This is a genomic window from Acidovorax sp., assembly GCF_034519795.1.
In the GTDB taxonomy this organism is placed as follows: Bacteria; Pseudomonadota; Gammaproteobacteria; order Burkholderiales; family Burkholderiaceae_C; genus Acidovorax.
This window is the reverse complement of the sequence record NZ_JAXHOB010000007.1, coordinates 299,564-315,876: the sequence shown is the minus strand read 5'-3', so window position 1 is coordinate 315,876 and position 16,313 is coordinate 299,564. Positions and strand designations below refer to the sequence as shown.

The following is a 16,313-nucleotide window of genomic DNA, read 5'->3' as shown; positions in this document are numbered from 1 at the left end:
TCCATCGTTGATTTTCGTCAGCACCTGACTGCAGTGCCCGGCAGCTGCCGCAGCAACCCTGCGCGGGCATGACCAGATTGACCACGGTAATAGTGCCCCGATTGCACCCCACGAGAACCGATCCTTCAGCCTGGTTCTTCATCCTCACCTGCGGCTTCAAGCCATCGACCAGTCGCAGCACCCAAGCCCATTCGATCAATTTGTATCTCCTTCGTTACATCCATTGTGACGAAAGAAGCGATCCGCAGCGGTGCGATTGGGCCGGGAAATCAGCTCTGTTTTGAGGTTCCCCCATTTGGGTGATGCGAAGCCGCTACTTCCTCTTGCGGACGGTCGTGACCGATCCGCCTGACTGGATGCCAACCTGGACACCGCCAGGCGTAGTGTTGTGCATGGTGAGGTCGCGAACGTGATTCGTTGCCTGGGCCGACGGTGCAACGCCGATCAATGCGCCCAGCGCTGCGCGGCGCACCTCAGATGTCGCTGCGCGAAAGTAGCCCAGCAAGGTCTGCTCTTCAGGCGAGAGCGACCCGGGGCCGATCTGCCCCGTCATGACGAACCACACGTCCATGCCTGCAGGAACCAGCAACGCCAGTTGCTGCGCGGTCGGGGATGAGCTGCCCTTCTCCCAGTTGATGACGGTGGTCTTGCCCACCCCAAGCATTTCTGCCAGCCGGGGTTGGGTGAGACCCAGCCGCTCCCGCTCCTGCTTCAAACGCTCGCTGAATATCATAAATATGGACCAAATGCGTTGCATGGTTCAATTATTTGAACCATAATCAGCGCCAACACGTTTCAACAACACGCCACAAGCGCCAACTTGCGGCAACAACATAGGACGCACCACCATGCCTCTTAAGACCCGCCAACAGGTACGCGACGAATTCGCGCACCAAGGCTTGTCCTTCAGTGCCTGGGCCAAGCAGCGCAGCTATTCTGCAGCACTGGTCTGCGCGATCCTCAACGATGACCAAGCCAAGCCCGCGCGCAAATGCCTGCGCGGGGAAAGCCACAACATCGCTGTGGACCTGGGCCTCAAGGTCGGCGTGAAGACGGCTTCCGTTACCAGCTCGACGGCCTTCCGCTCGTCTGCGAGCCCACGGATGGCGGCCGCAGCATGACGGTTTTGTCCTACCCCCATCTTACTGGGCCTGCACTGGTGGCCCGCATCAACGAGCTGTCGGCAGGATTTGCTTGCGAAGCACGGGAAGCCTTTGCTGCCGGTGTGGGTCGCGAGGACGATGTGTTGACCCTGCTGCTGGTCGATTCCGGGGTGTACGGACGCAACCCGGCCATGGATCAGCTGCGTGCCGAGCTCGGCCTGCCTGACCCTGTGCTGCCCTCTGCCCGTGAACACGGCGAACTCAGTCGCAGGTTGTATACGGTGCGCGACCACGGTACAGCATCTGCGACAGCAATTGGAGGCTGACATGGTCCGTCAATCCTTCACTGTACGAACACGGCACGCGCGACTGCGCTGGCCTGGTCAGCAGGTCGTCGCGGGCCAGCAGCCAGCGGACGCCGATGAGCGTGAGCAGCTCGGCCTGGTCGGGGTCGCTGCGCGCCTTGGCAACCCAGAGGTCCAGCCCGCTGCCCTTCATGCTCAGGGGGTACTGCAGGTAGCGGCTGATCTCGTCGTCCAGCTCGAATGCGGCGGCTTTGGCGACGTCGTGGTCGCGGCAAAGGGCCTCGAACGCGGCGGACAGCACGTCGGCGCCGAAGCGGATGATGAACGCCTCGTATGCCACGGCAATGGCTTCGTGAATGGACCAGCTGGTCGGCTCTTCGATCTCGGACATATCGGCTCCCTCTTGTTGGTGTCGCCACTGTATCGCCCCCAAACCCTGCGCCAGCAAGGCCAAACCGGCATTTGTTTGGACCTGGCGGTGGGGGGCCTGCGGCCATGAGTTCCAAGCCCACACGCAATTGGAAGCGCCTGCAGCCTACGAGCCTGCGCCACGCGCTGGAGCTGTGCAAGGACCACGCCCGCGAGCGGCTGAACAAGTCGGTCGAGCGCGTTGGCGAGGACATGGGCGTCTCGGACCACTGGACCCTCTACAAGTGGCTGAGCACTGGCCGTCTGCCCACCAACATGATCCGCCCCTTCGAGACCGCCTGCGGCATCGATTACGTGACGCGCTGGATCGCGGCGAGCAGTGGCCGGCTGCTGGTGGATGTGGCCACGGGCCGCAATCTGAATCACTCGGACATCGCCGAGCTGCATGAGCACTTCGCTGCCACCGTGAAGCTGCTCAGCGCCTTCTATGCCCGTCCAGGAGACCCGGCCGAGACGCTGGCCGCGATGGCGAAGCACATGGAACACATGGCCTGGCATCGCAGCAACGTGGTGCAACACGCCAACCCCCAACTGGAGTTCTGAGATGGACGCATTCGGCATTACCTACGCCCTGTCACGGCAGGTGCCCGCAATGGAGCGCGGCTTTGCTATCTGCACCGGCTATGGCGAGCTGGTGATCAACGACGGCCCGATGGCAGACCGCATCCAGGCACTCGTTCGCCAGGAGCTGGAGGCTGAACTGGCCCGGCTCGATCCCGGCCAGGCCGGCCAGGGCGAGGTGCGGCCATGAGCGGTGCATTGCCCCAGCAGCAGTCTGCCCGCCGCGCCTTGCGCCTGCTGTGGGTGCTGCAGGGCCACAGCTTCGATGGCCTGCGGCTCAAGCAGATCGCGGAGGCCATGAAGGTCTCGCCCCCAATGGCGCTGCGCGATCTGGAGATGCTGGCCGAGGAAGGCGTGGCCGAGCGCCTGCCGGGCAACCTGGAGTGCTGGCGCCTGACGCCCAAGGTGGTGCAACTGGCCCGCGCCCACGACGACTGCATGCGCCGCACCCGCCAGCGCATCGAAGACATCGACAACCGCTTCACGCGGGTCGACTGAACCGTTTCCCTTTCAATCACTGGAGCATAGATGACCGATAAAACAACAAGGGGGCGCAAAGCCCTGCCAGCAGCCGAGGTGGTGGGCCCGGATTTCGTGGGGGCGACGCCGCCCGACATGGCGGCACAGGAGGTGCAGGCGCGTGGGGCGCTGGCGGTGGTGGAGGCGAACGCAGCCGCGATGGCATTGCAGCTTGGCTATGAAGGAGCGCTGAGCGTAGGCACGTTGGAGGACGGCATCCGCTTCTACCAGCGCCGCTCGGTCGAGGCCATCCTTGAAGTGGGAAAGCGCCTGCTGCTGTTGAAGGAAGTTGCAGCACACGGTGAGTTCCTGGATCGCGTGGAACTACTCGGGTTCTCCCGCAGCACGGCTCAACGGTTTATGCAGGCAGCGGCAAAGACCAGCAAATCACCCAATTTGGGTAATTTGGCGACCCAGGTCAAAAGCTCATCAGCCTTCCTGGAACTGGTTACACACGACGACGAGGTGCTCGAAGACCTGTCGAAGATGGATGACATCGACCGCCTGAGCGCCAGCCAACTGCGCGAGCGCCTGCGCCAGACCGAGCAGGACGTGAAGTTTGCCCAAGAGAAGCGCACCAAGGCCGAGGAGCGAGCCGACAAGGCCGAGAAGAAGCTGGCTGGCAAGCGCCCGGTGGTGGTACCCCTGGACGAGCGGATCACCCCTTTCCAGACGGAAATCACCGAGCGGCAATCGCTGATCGAGAAGTCGTTGGCTGCGCACCTGGAGGCGTCTGCCGCGCTGGAGGCCTGGTGGACCGAGGAAGTGACCCAGCAGCCTGACTACGACCCCACGGTGGCTGTGCCTCTGCCACGCAGCGTGGGCCTGGTGCTGATGCATATGGTGGATGCGGCCGAGCGCGCTGCGCTGCTGGTGGGCCGGCTGCAGCACGACCTGCAGGAGCGCTTTGGCGCGGACATCGACGAGGCGCGCCAGTACCTCATGCAGCCTGGGGCCGACGATGCCGCAGCCGCCTAACAGCAGCCAGGACCACGAAGAGATGGCATCGCTCTCCCCCGAAGTTTGCGATTATCTGCGCGGCCTGGCTCGGCGCCTGGATGCGGCTGAGCACGGGGGCGCCAGCGCGCTGGTGGCCGAGGCCAGCGGTTTCCTGGGCTTCTCGACCCAGACCGTGTACCGCCATCTGCAGCGTGTTGCCGGCTGGAGCAGCGGGCGCAAGGCGCGCAGCGACAAGGGCAGCACCAGCGTGGCGCCTGAGGCGCTGGTGTCCCTGGGCTCAGTGCAGCGCATGGCAGTGCGGGAGAACAACAAGCAGACCCTGTTCACCACCACGGCCCGGGGCATGCTGGAGGCGAACGGCCAGGCCTTTGGCGTGAGCAACGGCCAGTTGAACCGGCTGCTGCGCGACCGCAAGCTGAATGTGGCGGCCCAGCGCGCGGCAACGCCGGCACAGGCGCTGCGCGCTCCATTCCCGAACCATACGCACCAGATCGACCCGTCGCTGTGCCTGGTGTACTACCTCAAGGGGCGGCAGTACATCATCCGCGACGACGAGTTCTACAAGAACAAGCTGGACAAGATTGCCCAGTTGAAGTTCAAGGTGTACCGGTACGTCTGCTACGACCGGGCCACAGCCAGCCTGATCCCCTGGTACACGGAAGCGGCGGGCGAGAACCAGCACAGCCTGTTCCAGTTTTTGATGTTCGCATGGGGCCAGCAGGCCGGCCGGCCGATGCACGGTGTGCCACGCTATCTGCTGTGGGACAAAGGCAGCGCGAACCAGAGCACGGCCATCAAGTCGCTGCTGGACGCCCTGGGTGTGACCTACCTGGACCACGAGGCCGGCAACTCGCGGGCCAAGGGCGGTTCGGAGAACGGCAACAACATCGTTGAAACGCAGTTCGAGAGCCGCCTGAAGTTCGAGCCGGTGGACAGCGTGGAGGAGCTCAACGCGGCTGGGTTTGCCTGGGCCAATGCCTACAACGCCAATCTGATCCCTGGGCAGGATACGCGCCTGCGCCGGCCGGGCCTGGCCGCGCCGGTAGCCCGGTTCGACCTGTGGCAGCTGATCACGGCCGAGCAGCTGCGCGTGCTGCCGCCGCTGGAGGTGTGCCAGGCGTTCATGCGCAGCAAGGAGGAGCCGCGCCAGGTGCGTGGGGACCAGTCGATCACCTTCAAGCACCCAGCGGCCGAGCGCACGATGGCCTACAGCCTGCGTGGCTTTGACGGCATCAACGTGGGCGACACGGTGCTGGTGCGCGGCCTGGTGTACGGCGACTGCGCGGTGCAGGTCCAGGTGCCCAGGTACGACGGCGAGATGCTGACCTACCGCGTGGAGCCGGTGACGGACTTCGACCGCTTCGGTCAGCTTGCATCTGCAGCGGAGATCGGGGCCGAATACAAGTCTGCGCCCAAGACCGAGGCCGAGCACGCGGCCACGGCGATGGACGAGGCGGCCTACCCAGGCCTGTCGGTTGACGAGATCAAGAAGGCCCGCCAGAAGCGCGTGACGCCCTTCGAGGGGAAGCTCAAGGCCCACAGCTACCTGCAGGACGTGGAGTTGCCGGCCTACCTGCCGCGCAGCGGTACCGAGATTGCCACGCCAGAACATGCCAGCGCGGCGCCCGCGCTACTGGAAGCCACCGACGCCATGTTGCGCCTGGTGAACGGTATCGGCCGCAACCTGACACCCGACGAGTTCGCCTTCATGACGGCGCGCTACTCGGCGGGTGTGCCCGAAGACCAGATCGAGGCGCTGATCGCGCAGTTCCTGGCACCTGTTGAACAACCCATGCGGGCCGCTGGTGGCCTGCGCGCCGTGTAAAGGGCGACATGCTGAATCTGAAAAAAGACCTGGCCCTGCTGAACCTGAAACAGGCGGCGATGGCGCGGCACGTGGGCATCAGCACCGCGAGCGTCTGCCTGGCCTGTAGATACAACAAATGGCCCAACGGCCAGGAGGCGGCGCTGAAAGACCGCATCCGCAAGTACCTGACGGCGAATGGCGCCACGCCAGAGATGGTGGCGGCGACGTTTGACGAAGCACCTGCAGCACCGCGCGACAACGCGGCGCTGCAGGCGATGGCGAAAGCCACTAACTCCGGCCCCCAGCCCGGCAACGACCAACCCGAGGACCCCTTCATGCTACTACGCAAGTACACGATCAACCGCGAGGCGCGCCAGCACTTCCGAATTCCACGCGACCCTTTCACGGACGAGATGCTGTGCGAGGGGGATGTTTTCCTGTCCGATGACATCCGCTATGTGCGCTCGGCCATGCGCCAGACGGCCAAGCACGGGGGCATGCTGGCGGTGGTGGCTGAGTCGGGCGGAGGCAAGAGCACGCTGCGCCAGGATCTGGCCGAGTGGATCAACAGCAGCGGCGAGCCGATCACGGTGATCGAGCCTTTCGTGATCGGCATGTCCAAGAGCGAGCGCGAGGGGCGGCCCCTGAAGTCGGCGGACATCACGGGGGCGGTGATCCGCGCCGTGGCGCCCAGCGCCACGCTGAAGATGCGCCACGAGGACCGGGCGGTGCAGATGCACAGCGTGCTGCGCGCGAGCGCTCAGATCGGCCGCAAGCATGTGCTGATCATCGAAGAGGCCCATGACCTGGCTGTGCCCACGTTGAAGCACCTGAAGCGCTTCTACGAGCTGCAGGACGGGTTCAAGAAGCTGCTCGCGATCATCCTGATCGGGCAGACGGAGCTGGGCGGCAAGCTCTCGGAAAAGAACCCCGAGGTGCGCGAGGTGGTGCAGCGCTGCGAGGTGGTGCATCTGCCGGCACTGGACAACCATGTGGAGGCGTACCTGCGCCACAAGCTGAAGCGGGTGGACATGGACTACGACGCGCTGTTCGCGCCCGATGTGGCCGACGAGATCCGCAACCGGCTGCGCCACAGCGTGCTGGAGGTGCATCGCGGCGAGCGCCAGCAGCGCACGGAGTCGCTGTGCCACCCGCTGGCGATCAACAACCTGGTGAGCGCGGCGTTGAACTCTGCGGTGCGGATCGGGGCACCCAAGGTGACGGGCGCCCTGATCGCGGCTGCGGCGAGGTCGGAATGATGCGCCGCTATCTCATCCTGATCTGCATGGGCGATGGCTCCATGGGCCGGCTGCGCGGCGAATTCGCCTCTGATTGGGAGGCGATCGACACGGTGCTGGGCTCGTTTGGCGATGCCGTTTCGGTGGTGGCGCGCCGGGAGGGCGCAGCATGAAGCGCCTGCACCCGATGACGGCGCTGGCCTGCTGGCTCGGCGTGATGGTGCTGGCCGTGCTGCTGGCCCTGGTCTACGTGGTTCATTCGGTGCACGTGAGCGATGCACGCTTGGACGCGGCGCACCTGGCCGGCATGGCCCAGGGCGCCACCATGTGCCCGGGAGGTCGGTGATGGGCGCCGAGTTTGTGAACGTGTGCGCCAGCTGCGGGGCCGAGGAGAGCATGGACGCGCTGCTGGCGCGGATGATCGACGACGAGGAGGCGCGCCACCTGGTGGCAGATGTGGTGAGCATGTCGCTGCCGCTGGGCCACCAGGTGTGCGCTACCTGCGCCTGCACAAGCCCGAGAAGCAGCGCCTGCGCATGTCGCGCGCCAAGACGATCCTGGGCGAGTTGGTGCCGGACATCATGCGCACGGCCGTGACGCGCGGCGGGCGCACCTACCTGGTGACGGCCGACGACTGGCGGGGCGGCTTCGAGGCGGTCTTTACGGCGGTGGCCAAGGGCACCCTGGCGGTGCCGCTGGCCCACAACAACTACCTGTACACGGTGGTGCTGCGTGCATCGGACCGCAGTGAGGCGCAGATCGAGGCGGACCGGGAGCTGCAGCGGCGCCTGGGCCCACGGCCGAACGTGGTGCAGATCGACGGTGGCCCTGCGGTGACTGCCGGGGCTGCGCTGCTGAGCCACCTGGACCCGGCGCTGTTGGACCTGCAGGAGCGGGACCGCCAGGCGGCAGGCCCTTCGGAAGAGGTGCGGGCCAAGATGGCGAAGCTGCTGGGCAAGTCGCCTGCGGGAGGGCCCAAGCCATGACGCGCGCCGAGATGCTCACCCTGCGCGTGGTGCTGCTGGCGCTGCTGCCGACCTACGGCCAAGCCGCAACGACCCTTGAGCTGGCAGCGACGGCCAGTGCCAGCCGCCGCGATGTACACGAGGCCCTGGAGGAGCCTCTGCAGGCCGGCCAGGTGCGCTATGACCTGTTGGCCGACACGTATGCCGCCGTGAAGCAGGGAGACGCCCTGTGAACGAACTCAATCCAGGCCGCCCGCTGGCCGAGCGCTCGGGCTTCATCACCACGCCCGTGCTCGACCTGGTCAAGCCACAGCAGTACGACCTGATGCGGGCGCCCGTGTGGACGCCCCCAGCCGCCGCGCCCGCACGGGCCGGATCTCTCAACTACAAGCGCATCGAGAGCCGTGGCTTTCGGTGCTGAGCAGGAGCAAACCATGCCAACACCCAATGATGCAGCGCGCCAGCTGAAAGCAACCGACGAGCAAGCGCTGGCCGCGTTGATTCTTGAACTGCTCGCTTTCGTGTGCACGAAGGGGCTGAACCCTTGCGTCGTCGCTGATGCGCTACTGAATGCCTATGCGCACACCGTCATCGGCACGGGAGCGCAACGCCACGCGCCTCGTGCGTTGTCGGTGATCGGTGACGTCATTGCCAGCACTGCTGGTGCCCCCAACCACGTTGCGCCTACCGCCGCACGCCACATCCATTGAAAGGAGACCACCCCATGGACATCCCCAATATGCCAGAAGGCTTCATGCGCAACGCGCAGGGCCACCTGGTGCCCCTCGACCTGGTCAAGCCCGTGGACCAGGAGCGCGACCGCCTGGTGCGCGAGCTGGTGCAGATCGCCCAGGAACTGAACGCCAAGCTGGTGGCGGCCAAGGGCAAGATTTTCGGCGACGTCGCGGCCTTTGCCGAGCTGAGTGCCGAGCAGTACGGCGTGAAGCGCGGCGGGCACAAGGGCAACATCACGCTGCACACCTTTGACGGGGCCTACAAGCTGCAGCTGGCCACCGCTGACACGATCACCTTCGACGAGCGCCTGCAGGCCGCGCAGGCCCTGGTCGATGAGTGCATCAAAGACTGGGCGCAGGGGAGCCGGCCCGAGATCATCGCGCTCGTCCAGCAGGCCTTTCAGACCGACAAGGAGGGCAAACTCAACGTCGGCAAAATCCTGGCGCTTCGTCGCCTGGAGATCACCGACGCGCGCTGGAAGCAGGCTATGCAGGCCATTGGCGAATCGATCCAGGTGATCGGCACCAAGCAGTACATCCGCTTTTACAAGCGCGTGGGGCAGACGGAGCGCTACGAGGCGATTCCGCTGGACATGGTGGCGGTATGAGCGGCGGCAGCTACTCCCCACGCGAGGGCTCTGTTACCTGGAAGGTGATCCAGTACCTCACCACCAACCCAACAGAGCACCTCTCGGCCGAGGTGATCTCGGCGAAGTTCGACTGCACCCGCACCAACGTGCACACGCTGCTGGCCCAGGCTGTCCAGGCCGAGCTGCTCAAGCGCACTGACGATGGCGAGGACGGCGAGCTGGTGTACCGCATCGGCAATGGACACTCGGAGATCAAGCCATCCGCTGCGCGGGCGCCTTCGCTCGCTGCTGCCCTGTCGCCGCTTGACACCGCACCAGATGCGGCTTGGCGTGTCCAGTCCACAACGCCTCGCGCTGAGGCGCTGGCTGCGGCTCGGGCTGGGCGAGCAGCCCCAGCGAAGCCGTTTTACACCGACCTCTCCAAGGTGGTGATCGAGAAGGGCGTGCCGCTGGTGAATCCCAAGACCAAGGTGTCTGCAATGGAATGGGCGGCGCTGTTCAACAAGATGGAGGTGGGCGACAGTTTTCCGCTTCCCACCGAGGGACGCCATGCCATAGCCCATGCAATGACGACCTACCACAAGACGTCAGACCGCAAGCTGGTGTGCCGCACCGTCGCCGATGGCCTGCGCATATGGAGGAAGGCATGACCAACGACCACATCCAGAAGTGGCTGGCGCAGGTTGGATCGGCCTATGCGGTGATCCCTCTGGTTTCCGAAGCCGCCGAGATCATCCGCTTCCTGGCCGGGCCCGATGGCGCTCTGCAGATCGCCGACCAGGCTGCGGCCGAGTTGATCTTGTCCGAGTGCTACTGCCAGGTGGATGGTGGAATCCACTACTGGCAGGTTGCGCCTGCGCAGGCAGTGATGGCCCTCGACGACGAGGATGCTGAGACAGCCCGTGCCCTGGGCTCGGCCGTTCGGTATCTGGCCTCGCGCGGCCTTCTTGCCGCCCATCCGACGAATGCGCTCCTTGTCCGCCCATTGTTGCCGGACTGGGGGTGATTTCGCAGAGGGGCAGGCGGTGGGTGCCCCGGTGTCTCCAGCACCACAACTCCCGCAACCATCGGTGCCGCCGTATCGGAGCCCTACAGCAGGCCGGCCGACGCGGTCTCCCTCCCTTCCGGGAAGGCGCTGAGATGGTCGGTTTCCCGGTGTCCGTCAACACCGGGGCGCTTCCTCAACTTTCTCTTTACGGATTTCTCAGACCATGAACAAGACTGAACTGATCGAACAAATGGCCGACAAGGCCGGTATCTCCAAAGCCGCCGCTGGCGCCGCACTGGATGCAGCCACCGAGGCGATCAAGGCCACCTTGAAGAAGGGCGGCGCGGTGACGCTGGTGGGCTTTGGCTCTTTCACGGTGACCAAGCGCGCGGCGCGCACGGGGCGCAACCCGAAGACGGGAGAGCCGCTGAAGATCAAGGCGCGCAAGTCGCCGAAGTTTTCGGCCGGCAAGGGCTTGAAGGATGCCCTGAACTGAGCCAGCCGGCTTTCTGAAGCCCCCGTATGGGGGCTTTGGTGATCCACCTGGAGCAAATGACCATGACCGCAGCCACTTCCGCCGCCACCTCTGCAGCCAACCGCCGCGCCACCCTGATCAAGCTGATCCATGTCGCCAAGCGCGAGTTGGCCCAGCACGGCCTGGACGATGTCGCGTACCGGCAGATCCTGGTGAGCGTTGGAAAGGACTCGTCGCTGAAGACGATGGCCGTTCCAGGGATGGTGGCTGTCTTGGAGCACCTGAAGGCAAGGGGGTTCGTGGTCCGTCCAAAGGCTGGCGACCGGCGCCAGGCTACCGATCCAGGCGCCCGAAAGGTGCGTGCGCTGTGGCTGTTCCTTCACCAGCTCGGTGAGGTGCGCGATCCCAGCGAGAAGGCCCTGGCGGCCTACGTGAAGCGGATCGCCAAGGTGGATGATCTGCACTGGGCCAGCAGCAGGGCGACCGACGTCCTGATCGAGACGCTCAAGAAGTGGGCGATGCGCCTGCTGCCTGGCGCGATCAAGGCGCTGGCCGACGAGGTGCTTGTGCGCCATCGGGCGCAGCCGTTCGATGCGCTGCAGCTGGCAGTGTTCTTGCGCGCCGCGAATGCGACGGTCAACTATGAGGGCTTCGACCACCACCTGTGGGCCTGGCAGGACCTCATGGAGCTGCTCGGCCGGCCCGTGGGCGGCATCGCTCAGACGATGGAGGCCAAGCGGTGATCCGTCCTGAGACGCGCACCTCCATTCGGCGCCATGAGCTGCTCGCCGACCTGGTCGACGTCGTCACGCGCCGGTTGAGGGAGAACGGCGTGTCGCCCAACGAGGCAGAGATCGTGGCCAACGACCTGGCCGACCACCTCGCAAAGCACTGGGGCGGCCAGGTGATCCCGTTCCCAAAGGATCTGCGACGCGAGCTGACGCGACTGGAGCTGGAGATCTACGGCAAGTTCCTGGGGGACAACTATGATGATCTGGCACGCCAGTACGACATGACCATGAGCGGCATGCGTAAGCTCATCGCCCGCATTCGTGCCAAGTTGGCGGCAGACGTTCAGAACGATCTGTTCGACCCAATCCGCGCCGCCTGAGCGGCTCCCGCCGCTCGTTACAGCCTCTGTAACGTCATTTCAAACCCCGTCCCGGCATTTCGCACCACGTCCCGGCGAATCCCGCATTTATCGCGACGTTTTGGGTTGGTTTATCTCAACTCCCTTCACTTTGGGGTAGACCTGCTTCTCGAAATGGGTCAATAGCACGCAGCTCAGTACGCGTTGTACAGTTTCCGCCTGGGGCGGCTCAGCTTTGCGAGCCGCTCATGGCACAGGTCAGGCACCATGAAGCCACTGGTTTCCCATCTCCATCGCTACAAGGCCCTTTTGTTCGACATGAACGAAACGTTCATGTTCGGCGGCGACCGCCTGGGGCCCGGCGAAGACTTCCATGCCACCTACCGGACGGTGGGCGGTAGCGCGCTGTCGGCAGAGGCGGTTGCGCATTGCGTTGGCGCATGTGTGGCGGGCTTCCTTGCCGACTATGCCAACCCGGCCCTCATTGACGACTTCCCATCCCTGCAAGAGACAATTGCCAGGCACTGCGCACAGTCCAGGCATGAGATCCAGCTTCTGGAACTTGTCATTGCAAGGCACGAGGTGGGTGCGGTCCCGGGATGGGCAGCGCAGGTGATCCTCACGCTGGCCCGGTCACACCGGCTGGGGGTGGTGAGCAACCTCTGGGCGCCCGCCCACCACTGGGAGCCCGAACTCCGCCGGTCACAGGTCGCGTCCGTATTGGAATGCCAAGTGTTCTCTTCAGACCAGCGGTCCATCAAGCCCTCCCACCGGTTGTTCCTGCAAGCGCTGCGAACGCTCGACCTGCCGCCCGAGGAGGTCCTCTTCGTCGGCGACAGCCTCGAACGGGACATTGCCCCGGCAAAAGCACTAGGGATGGCAACATGCTGGGTCACAACCTGCGACCGCTGCGCGGACGTGGCGGACTTCTGCATACCCTCGATCGCTGCGCTGACCGAGGCGCCAGACCCGGCGCTCAGGTACGTCCCGGACTGCAAGCATTGACTGTCGGGTGAGGTCAGATGCTGCGGCGATCCGATGCAGCGAAACTGGCCAGTTGCTTGATGAAATCCGCCGCCCGGATGGCCACCTCCCTCCCCCCATTCGGCCCCATCGAGATATTGACCTCCAGCATGTGCTCGAAATGCTGGATGGCGTCCATCGGCGCATAGGGGTCCAAAGGCGGCTCGTAGGCCATGTCGGTGCCGATCAGGGGGCCTGAATCCTCCCTGGAGATCATGCCGGCAGCGAACATGGTCACCTGCACCAACCCAAGGTCCTTCGGGCTGATCGCGTTGAAGTCGAACTTCGCCAGGAATTGGCGGGCGCTTTCCGGGTCGCCCATCTTGACGCCGGCCTTGTCGAGCACGGCGGCCTTCATGGCCTCCTGCGAAAAGGCGACCATGCTTTCAGGCACCGCCATGCGCTTGATCGCAGCGTCCGTCATCGCATCCCGGATTGCATCCCGCACGCGGTCCCCCGCCACCACGGGCTGGTGGCGCACGGGCTGGCCCTGGGCCGGTTGCAATGTGGGGGTGCGGATAAACATGCCGAGTCTCCTTCGGGGGCGCTCCTCGCTTCTTCGGCCATTCTGCCCAGTCCTTGAACTGCCTGGCGGGAAACAGGCCCAACATCATTAACAGGTAGTAACATTCAAACCTAGGGGAGAGGCCGAGCCGGGGCATGGACACCCATCCGGCGGCAGGGTACGGCCGATTGCTCAACGTCCCAAAACACGCCAGCATCGACCCTCATTGCAAGGCCCCTGCCCTCACCGCCGCACCCATGAAACGCTTCTACGTCGTTGCCTCGGTCCCCCTGCTGCTGGCGGCGTTGATTCCCATTGCGGCGTCGCTCTACCTGGCCCAGCGCAAGGCCCATGACGACCAGATCGCCTACCTGACCTCGCTGGCGGACGAGGTGCTGCGCCGGGGCATCGCTTCGCGCCAGCAGCTGGTGGCGGCGTTGAACGAGTTGGACAAGGACGCGAGCCCGCCCTGCAGCCAGGCCAGCCTGGCACGCATGCAGCAGATGGTGGGTACCTCGTTCTACCTGCAGGGCATGGGCTCGGTGGTGGACGGTCAGTTGGTCTGCAGCACGCTCACCCTGGGCAGCGGGCCGGTGCCGCTCCCGGGCAAGCCCATGGTCACCTCGACCGGCATCTCCAGCTGGATCGGGGCGCGGCTGCCGTTTGCGCCGGAACAGCCCTTCAACATCTATGCGCGCAACGGCCACGCAGTGATCATCCACCCGGGCATCGTGATCGACATGCCGGTGCTGCATGCCGACGTGTCGCTGGGCCTGGCGATCATCGCGCCCAAGGCGCTGATCCGCTCCCGGGGGCCGCTGCAGGAGACCTGGCTGGACCTTTACCAGGCGCCAACCCACAGCCTGGTGGAAAGCGACACGCACCACATCGTGTTTCGCAGCTCGAAAGAGAACAACATCGTCGCCCTGGCCGCTGCGCCCAAGGCCCTGGCCTACGAGGGCCTCGCGGACCAGGCGCTGGTACTCGCGCCGCTGGGGCTGTTTGCCAGCGCCACCCTGGCGCTGGGGGTGGCGGCGCTCACGCGCTGGACCCTGTCCTCCCGGTCGCGGCTGCGCGCGGGCCTCAGGCGGCGCGAGTTCTTCGTGCTCTACCAGCCCATCGTGGACCTGCAGACCGGCCAGTGGGCAGGCGCCGAAGCCCTGCTCCGCTGGCGCCGCAACAACGGTACGCTGGTCCCACCCGACGAATTCATTGCCGAGGCCGAGCGCACGGGCGTGGTCGCGCACATCACCCGCTACGTGATGGACCGCGTGCTCGAAGACCTGCCCGATCTTCTCAAGGCCAGCCCGGGCTTCCACGTCAGCCTGAACCTCTCGCCCCAGGACCTGGTGGCCGATGGGCCCGTGCAGTACCTGCAGCAGCGCTTCGAAGCCATCGGGATGCCGCCCGGCTCTCTGATGCTGGAGGTCACCGAGCGCGGCCTGGTGGACATCGAGGCTGCCAGGCCCGCGCTGCAGGCGGGCCGGCAGATCGGCGCATCGATCGCCATGGACGACTTCGGCACCGGCTATTCGAGCCTGTCCATGCTCGAATCCATCGACATCGACACGCTCAAGATCGACCGCATCTTCATTGCCAGCATTGGCGCGCAGGCGGCCATCAGCCCGGTCACCACGCACATCATCGAGATGGCGCAGAAGCTGGAGCTGGACTTGATCGCCGAAGGGGTGGAAACCCAGTTCCAGGCCGACTTCCTGCGCGAGCGCGGCGTGCGCCATGCGCAGGGCTGGCTGTTTGCCAAGGCCATGCCGCTGGCCGAACTGTTGACGGGCTTGAAGACCCAAGCCGGCCGGTAGACAGACTCAGGCGCCTTTTTTCGCCCTCGCCGCAGGCGGTAGCACGCTGGCACACACCCGGTGCAGCGCGGCGACAGCCGCCGCCCGTGCGCCGGGATGCTCGCCGGCCGGATGGCGCGCGAGCCAGCGCGCCAGCTCGTTGATGGCGCCGTTCAAGGCCGAAGCGCAGGCATCGACCTCCAGCGGTGCCAGACCCGCGGGCGCCAGAATCTCGGCAACCACGGCATGCAGCTGCTGGTAGCCATGGCGCCCGTCAAGCTCTGCCCAGGCCTGCGCGCCCAGCACCGAGGGGCCGTCGATCAGCAGCACCTGGCGCGGGCCGGGGTGGGATACGGCGTCGATCCAGGCCAGCGCGCCCGCCATCAGTTGGTCTGCAGGATCGGCCTGGCCATCGGCCGCCCCGTCGATGGCGGCACTGAGCTCAGCATGCACGGCCTCGCAGACGGCCACGAACAAGTCCTTCTTGTCGCGAAAGTGGTGGTACAGCGCGCCGCGCGTGAGGCCCGTGGCCACCAGCAGGGCTTCGGTGGAGGTGGCGGCATAGCCGTCCCGCTCGAACAAGGCGCGCGCCGCCGCAATGAGTTTGGTGCGCGACTGGGCGCCCTGCTCCAGCCGCCGGTTGCCCGCCGCAGAGTTGGAAATGGATTTTCCTGTTGACATACAGACTGTATGTATCTATATTTGATTGAACATACAGACAGTATGTACCCGATTGATGTCCGCAGTCCATCCGTTTCACACCCCAGGAGCCACCATGCCCACCCCCTCCCCCACCACCCTTTCGCAACTGACCTCCGCCTACCCCCTGGTCACCACCGCCAGCGTGCAGGCCTCGCGCGACTTCTTCGTGCAGCACCTGGGCTTCGAGGTGGTGTTCGAGGCCTCGTGGTTCGTGCTGCTGTCGCGCGCCAGCACCGAAGGCGGTGCCACCTCGATCGCCTTCATGGCGCCCGACCATCCCTCGCGCCCGCCGGGCCCCGAGGTCTTCAGCGGCCAGGGCCTGCTGCTCACCCTGCAGGTGGACGATGCCCGCCGCGAAGAAGCCCGCCTGCGCGCGGCCGGCGTGGAAATCGCCTACGCCGTGCAGCATGAGCCCTGGGGCCAGGTGCGCTTTCAGGTGCGCGACCCGTCGGGCCTGGTGCTCGACATCGTGGAGCAGGCCGAGCCTGCCGAAGGCTTCTGGGACCCGTACATGGCTGGCTGA

At 65.4% G+C, this 16,313-nt stretch carries 26 protein-coding genes; 22 read left to right on the top strand and 4 right to left on the bottom strand.

Going from position 1 to position 16,313, the window contains the following annotated elements; genetic code table 11:
• Positions 1 to 313: 313 nt before the first annotated feature.
• Positions 314 to 757: a helix-turn-helix transcriptional regulator gene (locus U5N23_RS07675; RefSeq protein WP_322592210.1), complete on the bottom strand. Its 444-nt coding sequence runs from the start codon at positions 755 to 757 to the stop codon at positions 314 to 316.
• A gap of 91 nt (positions 758 to 848) precedes the next feature.
• Here U5N23_RS07675 and U5N23_RS07670 point away from each other — a divergent pair, with 91 nt between their 5' ends.
• Positions 849 to 1,121, top strand: a complete 273-nt coding sequence (locus tag U5N23_RS07670) for a DNA-binding protein (protein ID WP_322592209.1) — start codon at positions 849 to 851, stop codon at positions 1,119 to 1,121.
• 243 nt (positions 1,122 to 1,364) lie between these two features.
• Here U5N23_RS07670 and U5N23_RS07665 read toward each other — a convergent pair whose 3' ends face one another.
• Entirely contained in the window at positions 1,365 to 1,799 is a 435-nt protein-coding gene (locus U5N23_RS07665; RefSeq protein ID WP_322592208.1) for a hypothetical protein, read from the bottom strand.
• Between the two features lie 104 nt (positions 1,800 to 1,903).
• On the opposite strand from U5N23_RS07665, the gene U5N23_RS07660 reads away from it, so the two are divergent.
• The 19 genes from U5N23_RS07660 (at position 1,904) to U5N23_RS07570 (ending at position 12,769) form a co-directional block, all read left to right on the top strand.
• Positions 1,904 to 2,380: a hypothetical protein gene (locus tag U5N23_RS07660; protein WP_322592207.1), complete on the top strand. Its 477-nt coding sequence runs from the start codon at positions 1,904 to 1,906 to the stop codon at positions 2,378 to 2,380.
• A gap of 1 nt (position 2,381) precedes the next feature.
• Positions 2,382 to 2,588: a hypothetical protein gene (locus U5N23_RS07655; protein ID WP_322592206.1), complete on the top strand. Its 207-nt coding sequence runs from the start codon at positions 2,382 to 2,384 to the stop codon at positions 2,586 to 2,588.
• Positions 2,585 to 2,896, top strand: coding sequence for a hypothetical protein (locus U5N23_RS07650; protein ID WP_322592205.1), 312 nt, complete (start codon positions 2,585 to 2,587; stop codon positions 2,894 to 2,896). Before U5N23_RS07655 ends, U5N23_RS07650 begins: the two co-directional genes overlap by 4 nt.
• A gap of 30 nt (positions 2,897 to 2,926) precedes the next feature.
• On the top strand, positions 2,927 to 3,895 hold the full coding sequence (locus U5N23_RS07645; RefSeq protein ID WP_322592204.1) for a hypothetical protein: 969 nt from the start codon (positions 2,927 to 2,929) through the stop codon (positions 3,893 to 3,895).
• A gap of 22 nt (positions 3,896 to 3,917) precedes the next feature.
• A complete protein-coding gene (locus U5N23_RS07640; RefSeq protein ID WP_322592203.1) occupies positions 3,918 to 5,702 on the top strand; it encodes an integrase in 1,785 nt (594 codons plus the stop codon).
• Positions 5,703 to 5,710: 8 nt separating this feature from the next.
• Positions 5,711 to 6,943, top strand: a complete 1,233-nt coding sequence (locus U5N23_RS07635; RefSeq protein ID WP_322592202.1) for an ExeA family protein — start codon at positions 5,711 to 5,713, stop codon at positions 6,941 to 6,943.
• The gene (locus U5N23_RS07630) at positions 6,943 to 7,095 is read left to right on the top strand and encodes a hypothetical protein (protein ID WP_322592201.1); all 153 of its coding nucleotides are present in this window, start codon (positions 6,943 to 6,945) and stop codon (positions 7,093 to 7,095) included. The genes U5N23_RS07635 and U5N23_RS07630 overlap by 1 nt, the downstream gene beginning before the upstream one ends.
• Positions 7,092 to 7,268: a hypothetical protein gene (locus U5N23_RS07625; protein ID WP_322592200.1), complete on the top strand. Its 177-nt coding sequence runs from the start codon at positions 7,092 to 7,094 to the stop codon at positions 7,266 to 7,268. The genes U5N23_RS07630 and U5N23_RS07625 overlap by 4 nt, the downstream gene beginning before the upstream one ends.
• 145 nt (positions 7,269 to 7,413) lie before the next feature.
• Positions 7,414 to 7,908: a hypothetical protein gene (locus tag U5N23_RS07620; protein ID WP_322592199.1), complete on the top strand. Its 495-nt coding sequence runs from the start codon at positions 7,414 to 7,416 to the stop codon at positions 7,906 to 7,908.
• Positions 7,905 to 8,120, top strand: a complete 216-nt coding sequence (locus tag U5N23_RS07615; protein ID WP_322592198.1) for a hypothetical protein — start codon at positions 7,905 to 7,907, stop codon at positions 8,118 to 8,120. The genes U5N23_RS07620 and U5N23_RS07615 overlap by 4 nt, the downstream gene beginning before the upstream one ends.
• Positions 8,117 to 8,308: a hypothetical protein gene (locus U5N23_RS07610; protein ID WP_322592197.1), complete on the top strand. Its 192-nt coding sequence runs from the start codon at positions 8,117 to 8,119 to the stop codon at positions 8,306 to 8,308. The genes U5N23_RS07615 and U5N23_RS07610 overlap by 4 nt, the downstream gene beginning before the upstream one ends.
• 13 nt (positions 8,309 to 8,321) lie before the next feature.
• Positions 8,322 to 8,597: a hypothetical protein gene (locus U5N23_RS07605; RefSeq protein WP_322592196.1), complete on the top strand. Its 276-nt coding sequence runs from the start codon at positions 8,322 to 8,324 to the stop codon at positions 8,595 to 8,597.
• Positions 8,598 to 8,611: 14 nt separating this feature from the next.
• Positions 8,612 to 9,229 carry a DUF3164 family protein gene (locus U5N23_RS07600; protein WP_322592195.1) on the top strand — a complete coding sequence of 206 codons (618 nt, stop codon included), beginning with the start codon at positions 8,612 to 8,614 and terminating at the stop codon, positions 9,227 to 9,229.
• Positions 9,226 to 9,861: a hypothetical protein gene (locus U5N23_RS07595; RefSeq protein ID WP_322592194.1), complete on the top strand. Its 636-nt coding sequence runs from the start codon at positions 9,226 to 9,228 to the stop codon at positions 9,859 to 9,861. The genes U5N23_RS07600 and U5N23_RS07595 overlap by 4 nt, the downstream gene beginning before the upstream one ends.
• Complete coding sequence (locus tag U5N23_RS07590; RefSeq protein ID WP_322592193.1) at positions 9,858 to 10,217, top strand: hypothetical protein; 360 nt, start codon at positions 9,858 to 9,860, stop codon at positions 10,215 to 10,217. The genes U5N23_RS07595 and U5N23_RS07590 overlap by 4 nt, the downstream gene beginning before the upstream one ends.
• 193 nt (positions 10,218 to 10,410) lie before the next feature.
• Entirely contained in the window at positions 10,411 to 10,695 is a 285-nt protein-coding gene (locus U5N23_RS07585) for an HU family DNA-binding protein (protein ID WP_322592351.1), read from the top strand.
• 62 nt (positions 10,696 to 10,757) lie between these two features.
• On the top strand, positions 10,758 to 11,417 hold the full coding sequence (locus U5N23_RS07580; protein WP_322592192.1) for a regulatory protein GemA: 660 nt from the start codon (positions 10,758 to 10,760) through the stop codon (positions 11,415 to 11,417).
• Positions 11,414 to 11,785 carry a Mor transcription activator family protein gene (locus U5N23_RS07575; protein ID WP_322592191.1) on the top strand — a complete coding sequence of 124 codons (372 nt, stop codon included), beginning with the start codon at positions 11,414 to 11,416 and terminating at the stop codon, positions 11,783 to 11,785. Before U5N23_RS07580 ends, U5N23_RS07575 begins: the two co-directional genes overlap by 4 nt.
• A gap of 246 nt (positions 11,786 to 12,031) precedes the next feature.
• The gene (locus U5N23_RS07570; RefSeq protein ID WP_322592190.1) at positions 12,032 to 12,769 is read left to right on the top strand and encodes an HAD family hydrolase; all 738 of its coding nucleotides are present in this window, start codon (positions 12,032 to 12,034) and stop codon (positions 12,767 to 12,769) included.
• A gap of 13 nt (positions 12,770 to 12,782) precedes the next feature.
• Here U5N23_RS07570 and U5N23_RS07565 read toward each other — a convergent pair whose 3' ends face one another.
• On the bottom strand, positions 12,783 to 13,313 hold the full coding sequence (locus tag U5N23_RS07565) for a hypothetical protein (protein WP_322592189.1): 531 nt from the start codon (positions 13,311 to 13,313) through the stop codon (positions 12,783 to 12,785).
• Between the two features lie 236 nt (positions 13,314 to 13,549).
• On the opposite strand from U5N23_RS07565, the gene U5N23_RS07560 reads away from it, so the two are divergent.
• Complete coding sequence (locus tag U5N23_RS07560; RefSeq protein WP_322592188.1) at positions 13,550 to 15,109, top strand: EAL domain-containing protein; 1,560 nt, start codon at positions 13,550 to 13,552, stop codon at positions 15,107 to 15,109.
• Positions 15,110 to 15,115: 6 nt separating this feature from the next.
• Here U5N23_RS07560 and U5N23_RS07555 read toward each other — a convergent pair whose 3' ends face one another.
• Positions 15,116 to 15,769, bottom strand: a complete 654-nt coding sequence (locus tag U5N23_RS07555) for a TetR/AcrR family transcriptional regulator (RefSeq protein WP_322592187.1) — start codon at positions 15,767 to 15,769, stop codon at positions 15,116 to 15,118.
• 94 nt (positions 15,770 to 15,863) lie between these two features.
• Between U5N23_RS07555 and U5N23_RS07550 the strand changes: the two genes are divergently transcribed.
• On the top strand, positions 15,864 to 16,313 hold the full coding sequence (locus U5N23_RS07550) for a VOC family protein (RefSeq protein ID WP_322592186.1): 450 nt from the start codon (positions 15,864 to 15,866) through the stop codon (positions 16,311 to 16,313).

Excerpts from the sequence above, each read along its gene's own strand:
- U5N23_RS07675 (WP_322592210.1), bottom strand. The coding sequence starts at position 757 with ATGCAACGCATTTGGTCCATATTTATGATATTCAGCGAGCGTTTGAAG.
- U5N23_RS07670 (WP_322592209.1), top strand. The coding sequence starts at position 849 with ATGCCTCTTAAGACCCGCCAACAGGTACGCGACGAATTCGCGCACCAA.
- U5N23_RS07665 (WP_322592208.1), bottom strand. The coding sequence starts at position 1,799 with ATGTCCGAGATCGAAGAGCCGACCAGCTGGTCCATTCACGAAGCCATT.
- U5N23_RS07660 (WP_322592207.1), top strand. The coding sequence starts at position 1,904 with ATGAGTTCCAAGCCCACACGCAATTGGAAGCGCCTGCAGCCTACGAGC.
- U5N23_RS07655 (WP_322592206.1), top strand. The coding sequence starts at position 2,382 with ATGGACGCATTCGGCATTACCTACGCCCTGTCACGGCAGGTGCCCGCA.
- U5N23_RS07650 (WP_322592205.1), top strand. The coding sequence starts at position 2,585 with ATGAGCGGTGCATTGCCCCAGCAGCAGTCTGCCCGCCGCGCCTTGCGC.
- U5N23_RS07645 (WP_322592204.1), top strand. The coding sequence starts at position 2,927 with ATGACCGATAAAACAACAAGGGGGCGCAAAGCCCTGCCAGCAGCCGAG.
- U5N23_RS07640 (WP_322592203.1), top strand. The coding sequence starts at position 3,918 with ATGGCATCGCTCTCCCCCGAAGTTTGCGATTATCTGCGCGGCCTGGCT.
- U5N23_RS07635 (WP_322592202.1), top strand. The coding sequence starts at position 5,711 with ATGCTGAATCTGAAAAAAGACCTGGCCCTGCTGAACCTGAAACAGGCG.
- U5N23_RS07630 (WP_322592201.1), top strand. The coding sequence starts at position 6,943 with ATGCGCCGCTATCTCATCCTGATCTGCATGGGCGATGGCTCCATGGGC.
- U5N23_RS07625 (WP_322592200.1), top strand. The coding sequence starts at position 7,092 with ATGAAGCGCCTGCACCCGATGACGGCGCTGGCCTGCTGGCTCGGCGTG.
- U5N23_RS07615 (WP_322592198.1), top strand. The coding sequence starts at position 7,905 with ATGACGCGCGCCGAGATGCTCACCCTGCGCGTGGTGCTGCTGGCGCTG.
- U5N23_RS07605 (WP_322592196.1), top strand. The coding sequence starts at position 8,322 with ATGCCAACACCCAATGATGCAGCGCGCCAGCTGAAAGCAACCGACGAG.
- U5N23_RS07600 (WP_322592195.1), top strand. The coding sequence starts at position 8,612 with ATGGACATCCCCAATATGCCAGAAGGCTTCATGCGCAACGCGCAGGGC.
- U5N23_RS07595 (WP_322592194.1), top strand. The coding sequence starts at position 9,226 with ATGAGCGGCGGCAGCTACTCCCCACGCGAGGGCTCTGTTACCTGGAAG.
- U5N23_RS07590 (WP_322592193.1), top strand. The coding sequence starts at position 9,858 with ATGACCAACGACCACATCCAGAAGTGGCTGGCGCAGGTTGGATCGGCC.
- U5N23_RS07580 (WP_322592192.1), top strand. The coding sequence starts at position 10,758 with ATGACCGCAGCCACTTCCGCCGCCACCTCTGCAGCCAACCGCCGCGCC.
- U5N23_RS07570 (WP_322592190.1), top strand. The coding sequence starts at position 12,032 with ATGAAGCCACTGGTTTCCCATCTCCATCGCTACAAGGCCCTTTTGTTC.
- U5N23_RS07565 (WP_322592189.1), bottom strand. The coding sequence starts at position 13,313 with ATGTTTATCCGCACCCCCACATTGCAACCGGCCCAGGGCCAGCCCGTG.
- U5N23_RS07560 (WP_322592188.1), top strand. The coding sequence starts at position 13,550 with ATGAAACGCTTCTACGTCGTTGCCTCGGTCCCCCTGCTGCTGGCGGCG.
- U5N23_RS07555 (WP_322592187.1), bottom strand. The coding sequence starts at position 15,769 with ATGTCAACAGGAAAATCCATTTCCAACTCTGCGGCGGGCAACCGGCGG.
- U5N23_RS07550 (WP_322592186.1), top strand. The coding sequence starts at position 15,864 with ATGCCCACCCCCTCCCCCACCACCCTTTCGCAACTGACCTCCGCCTAC.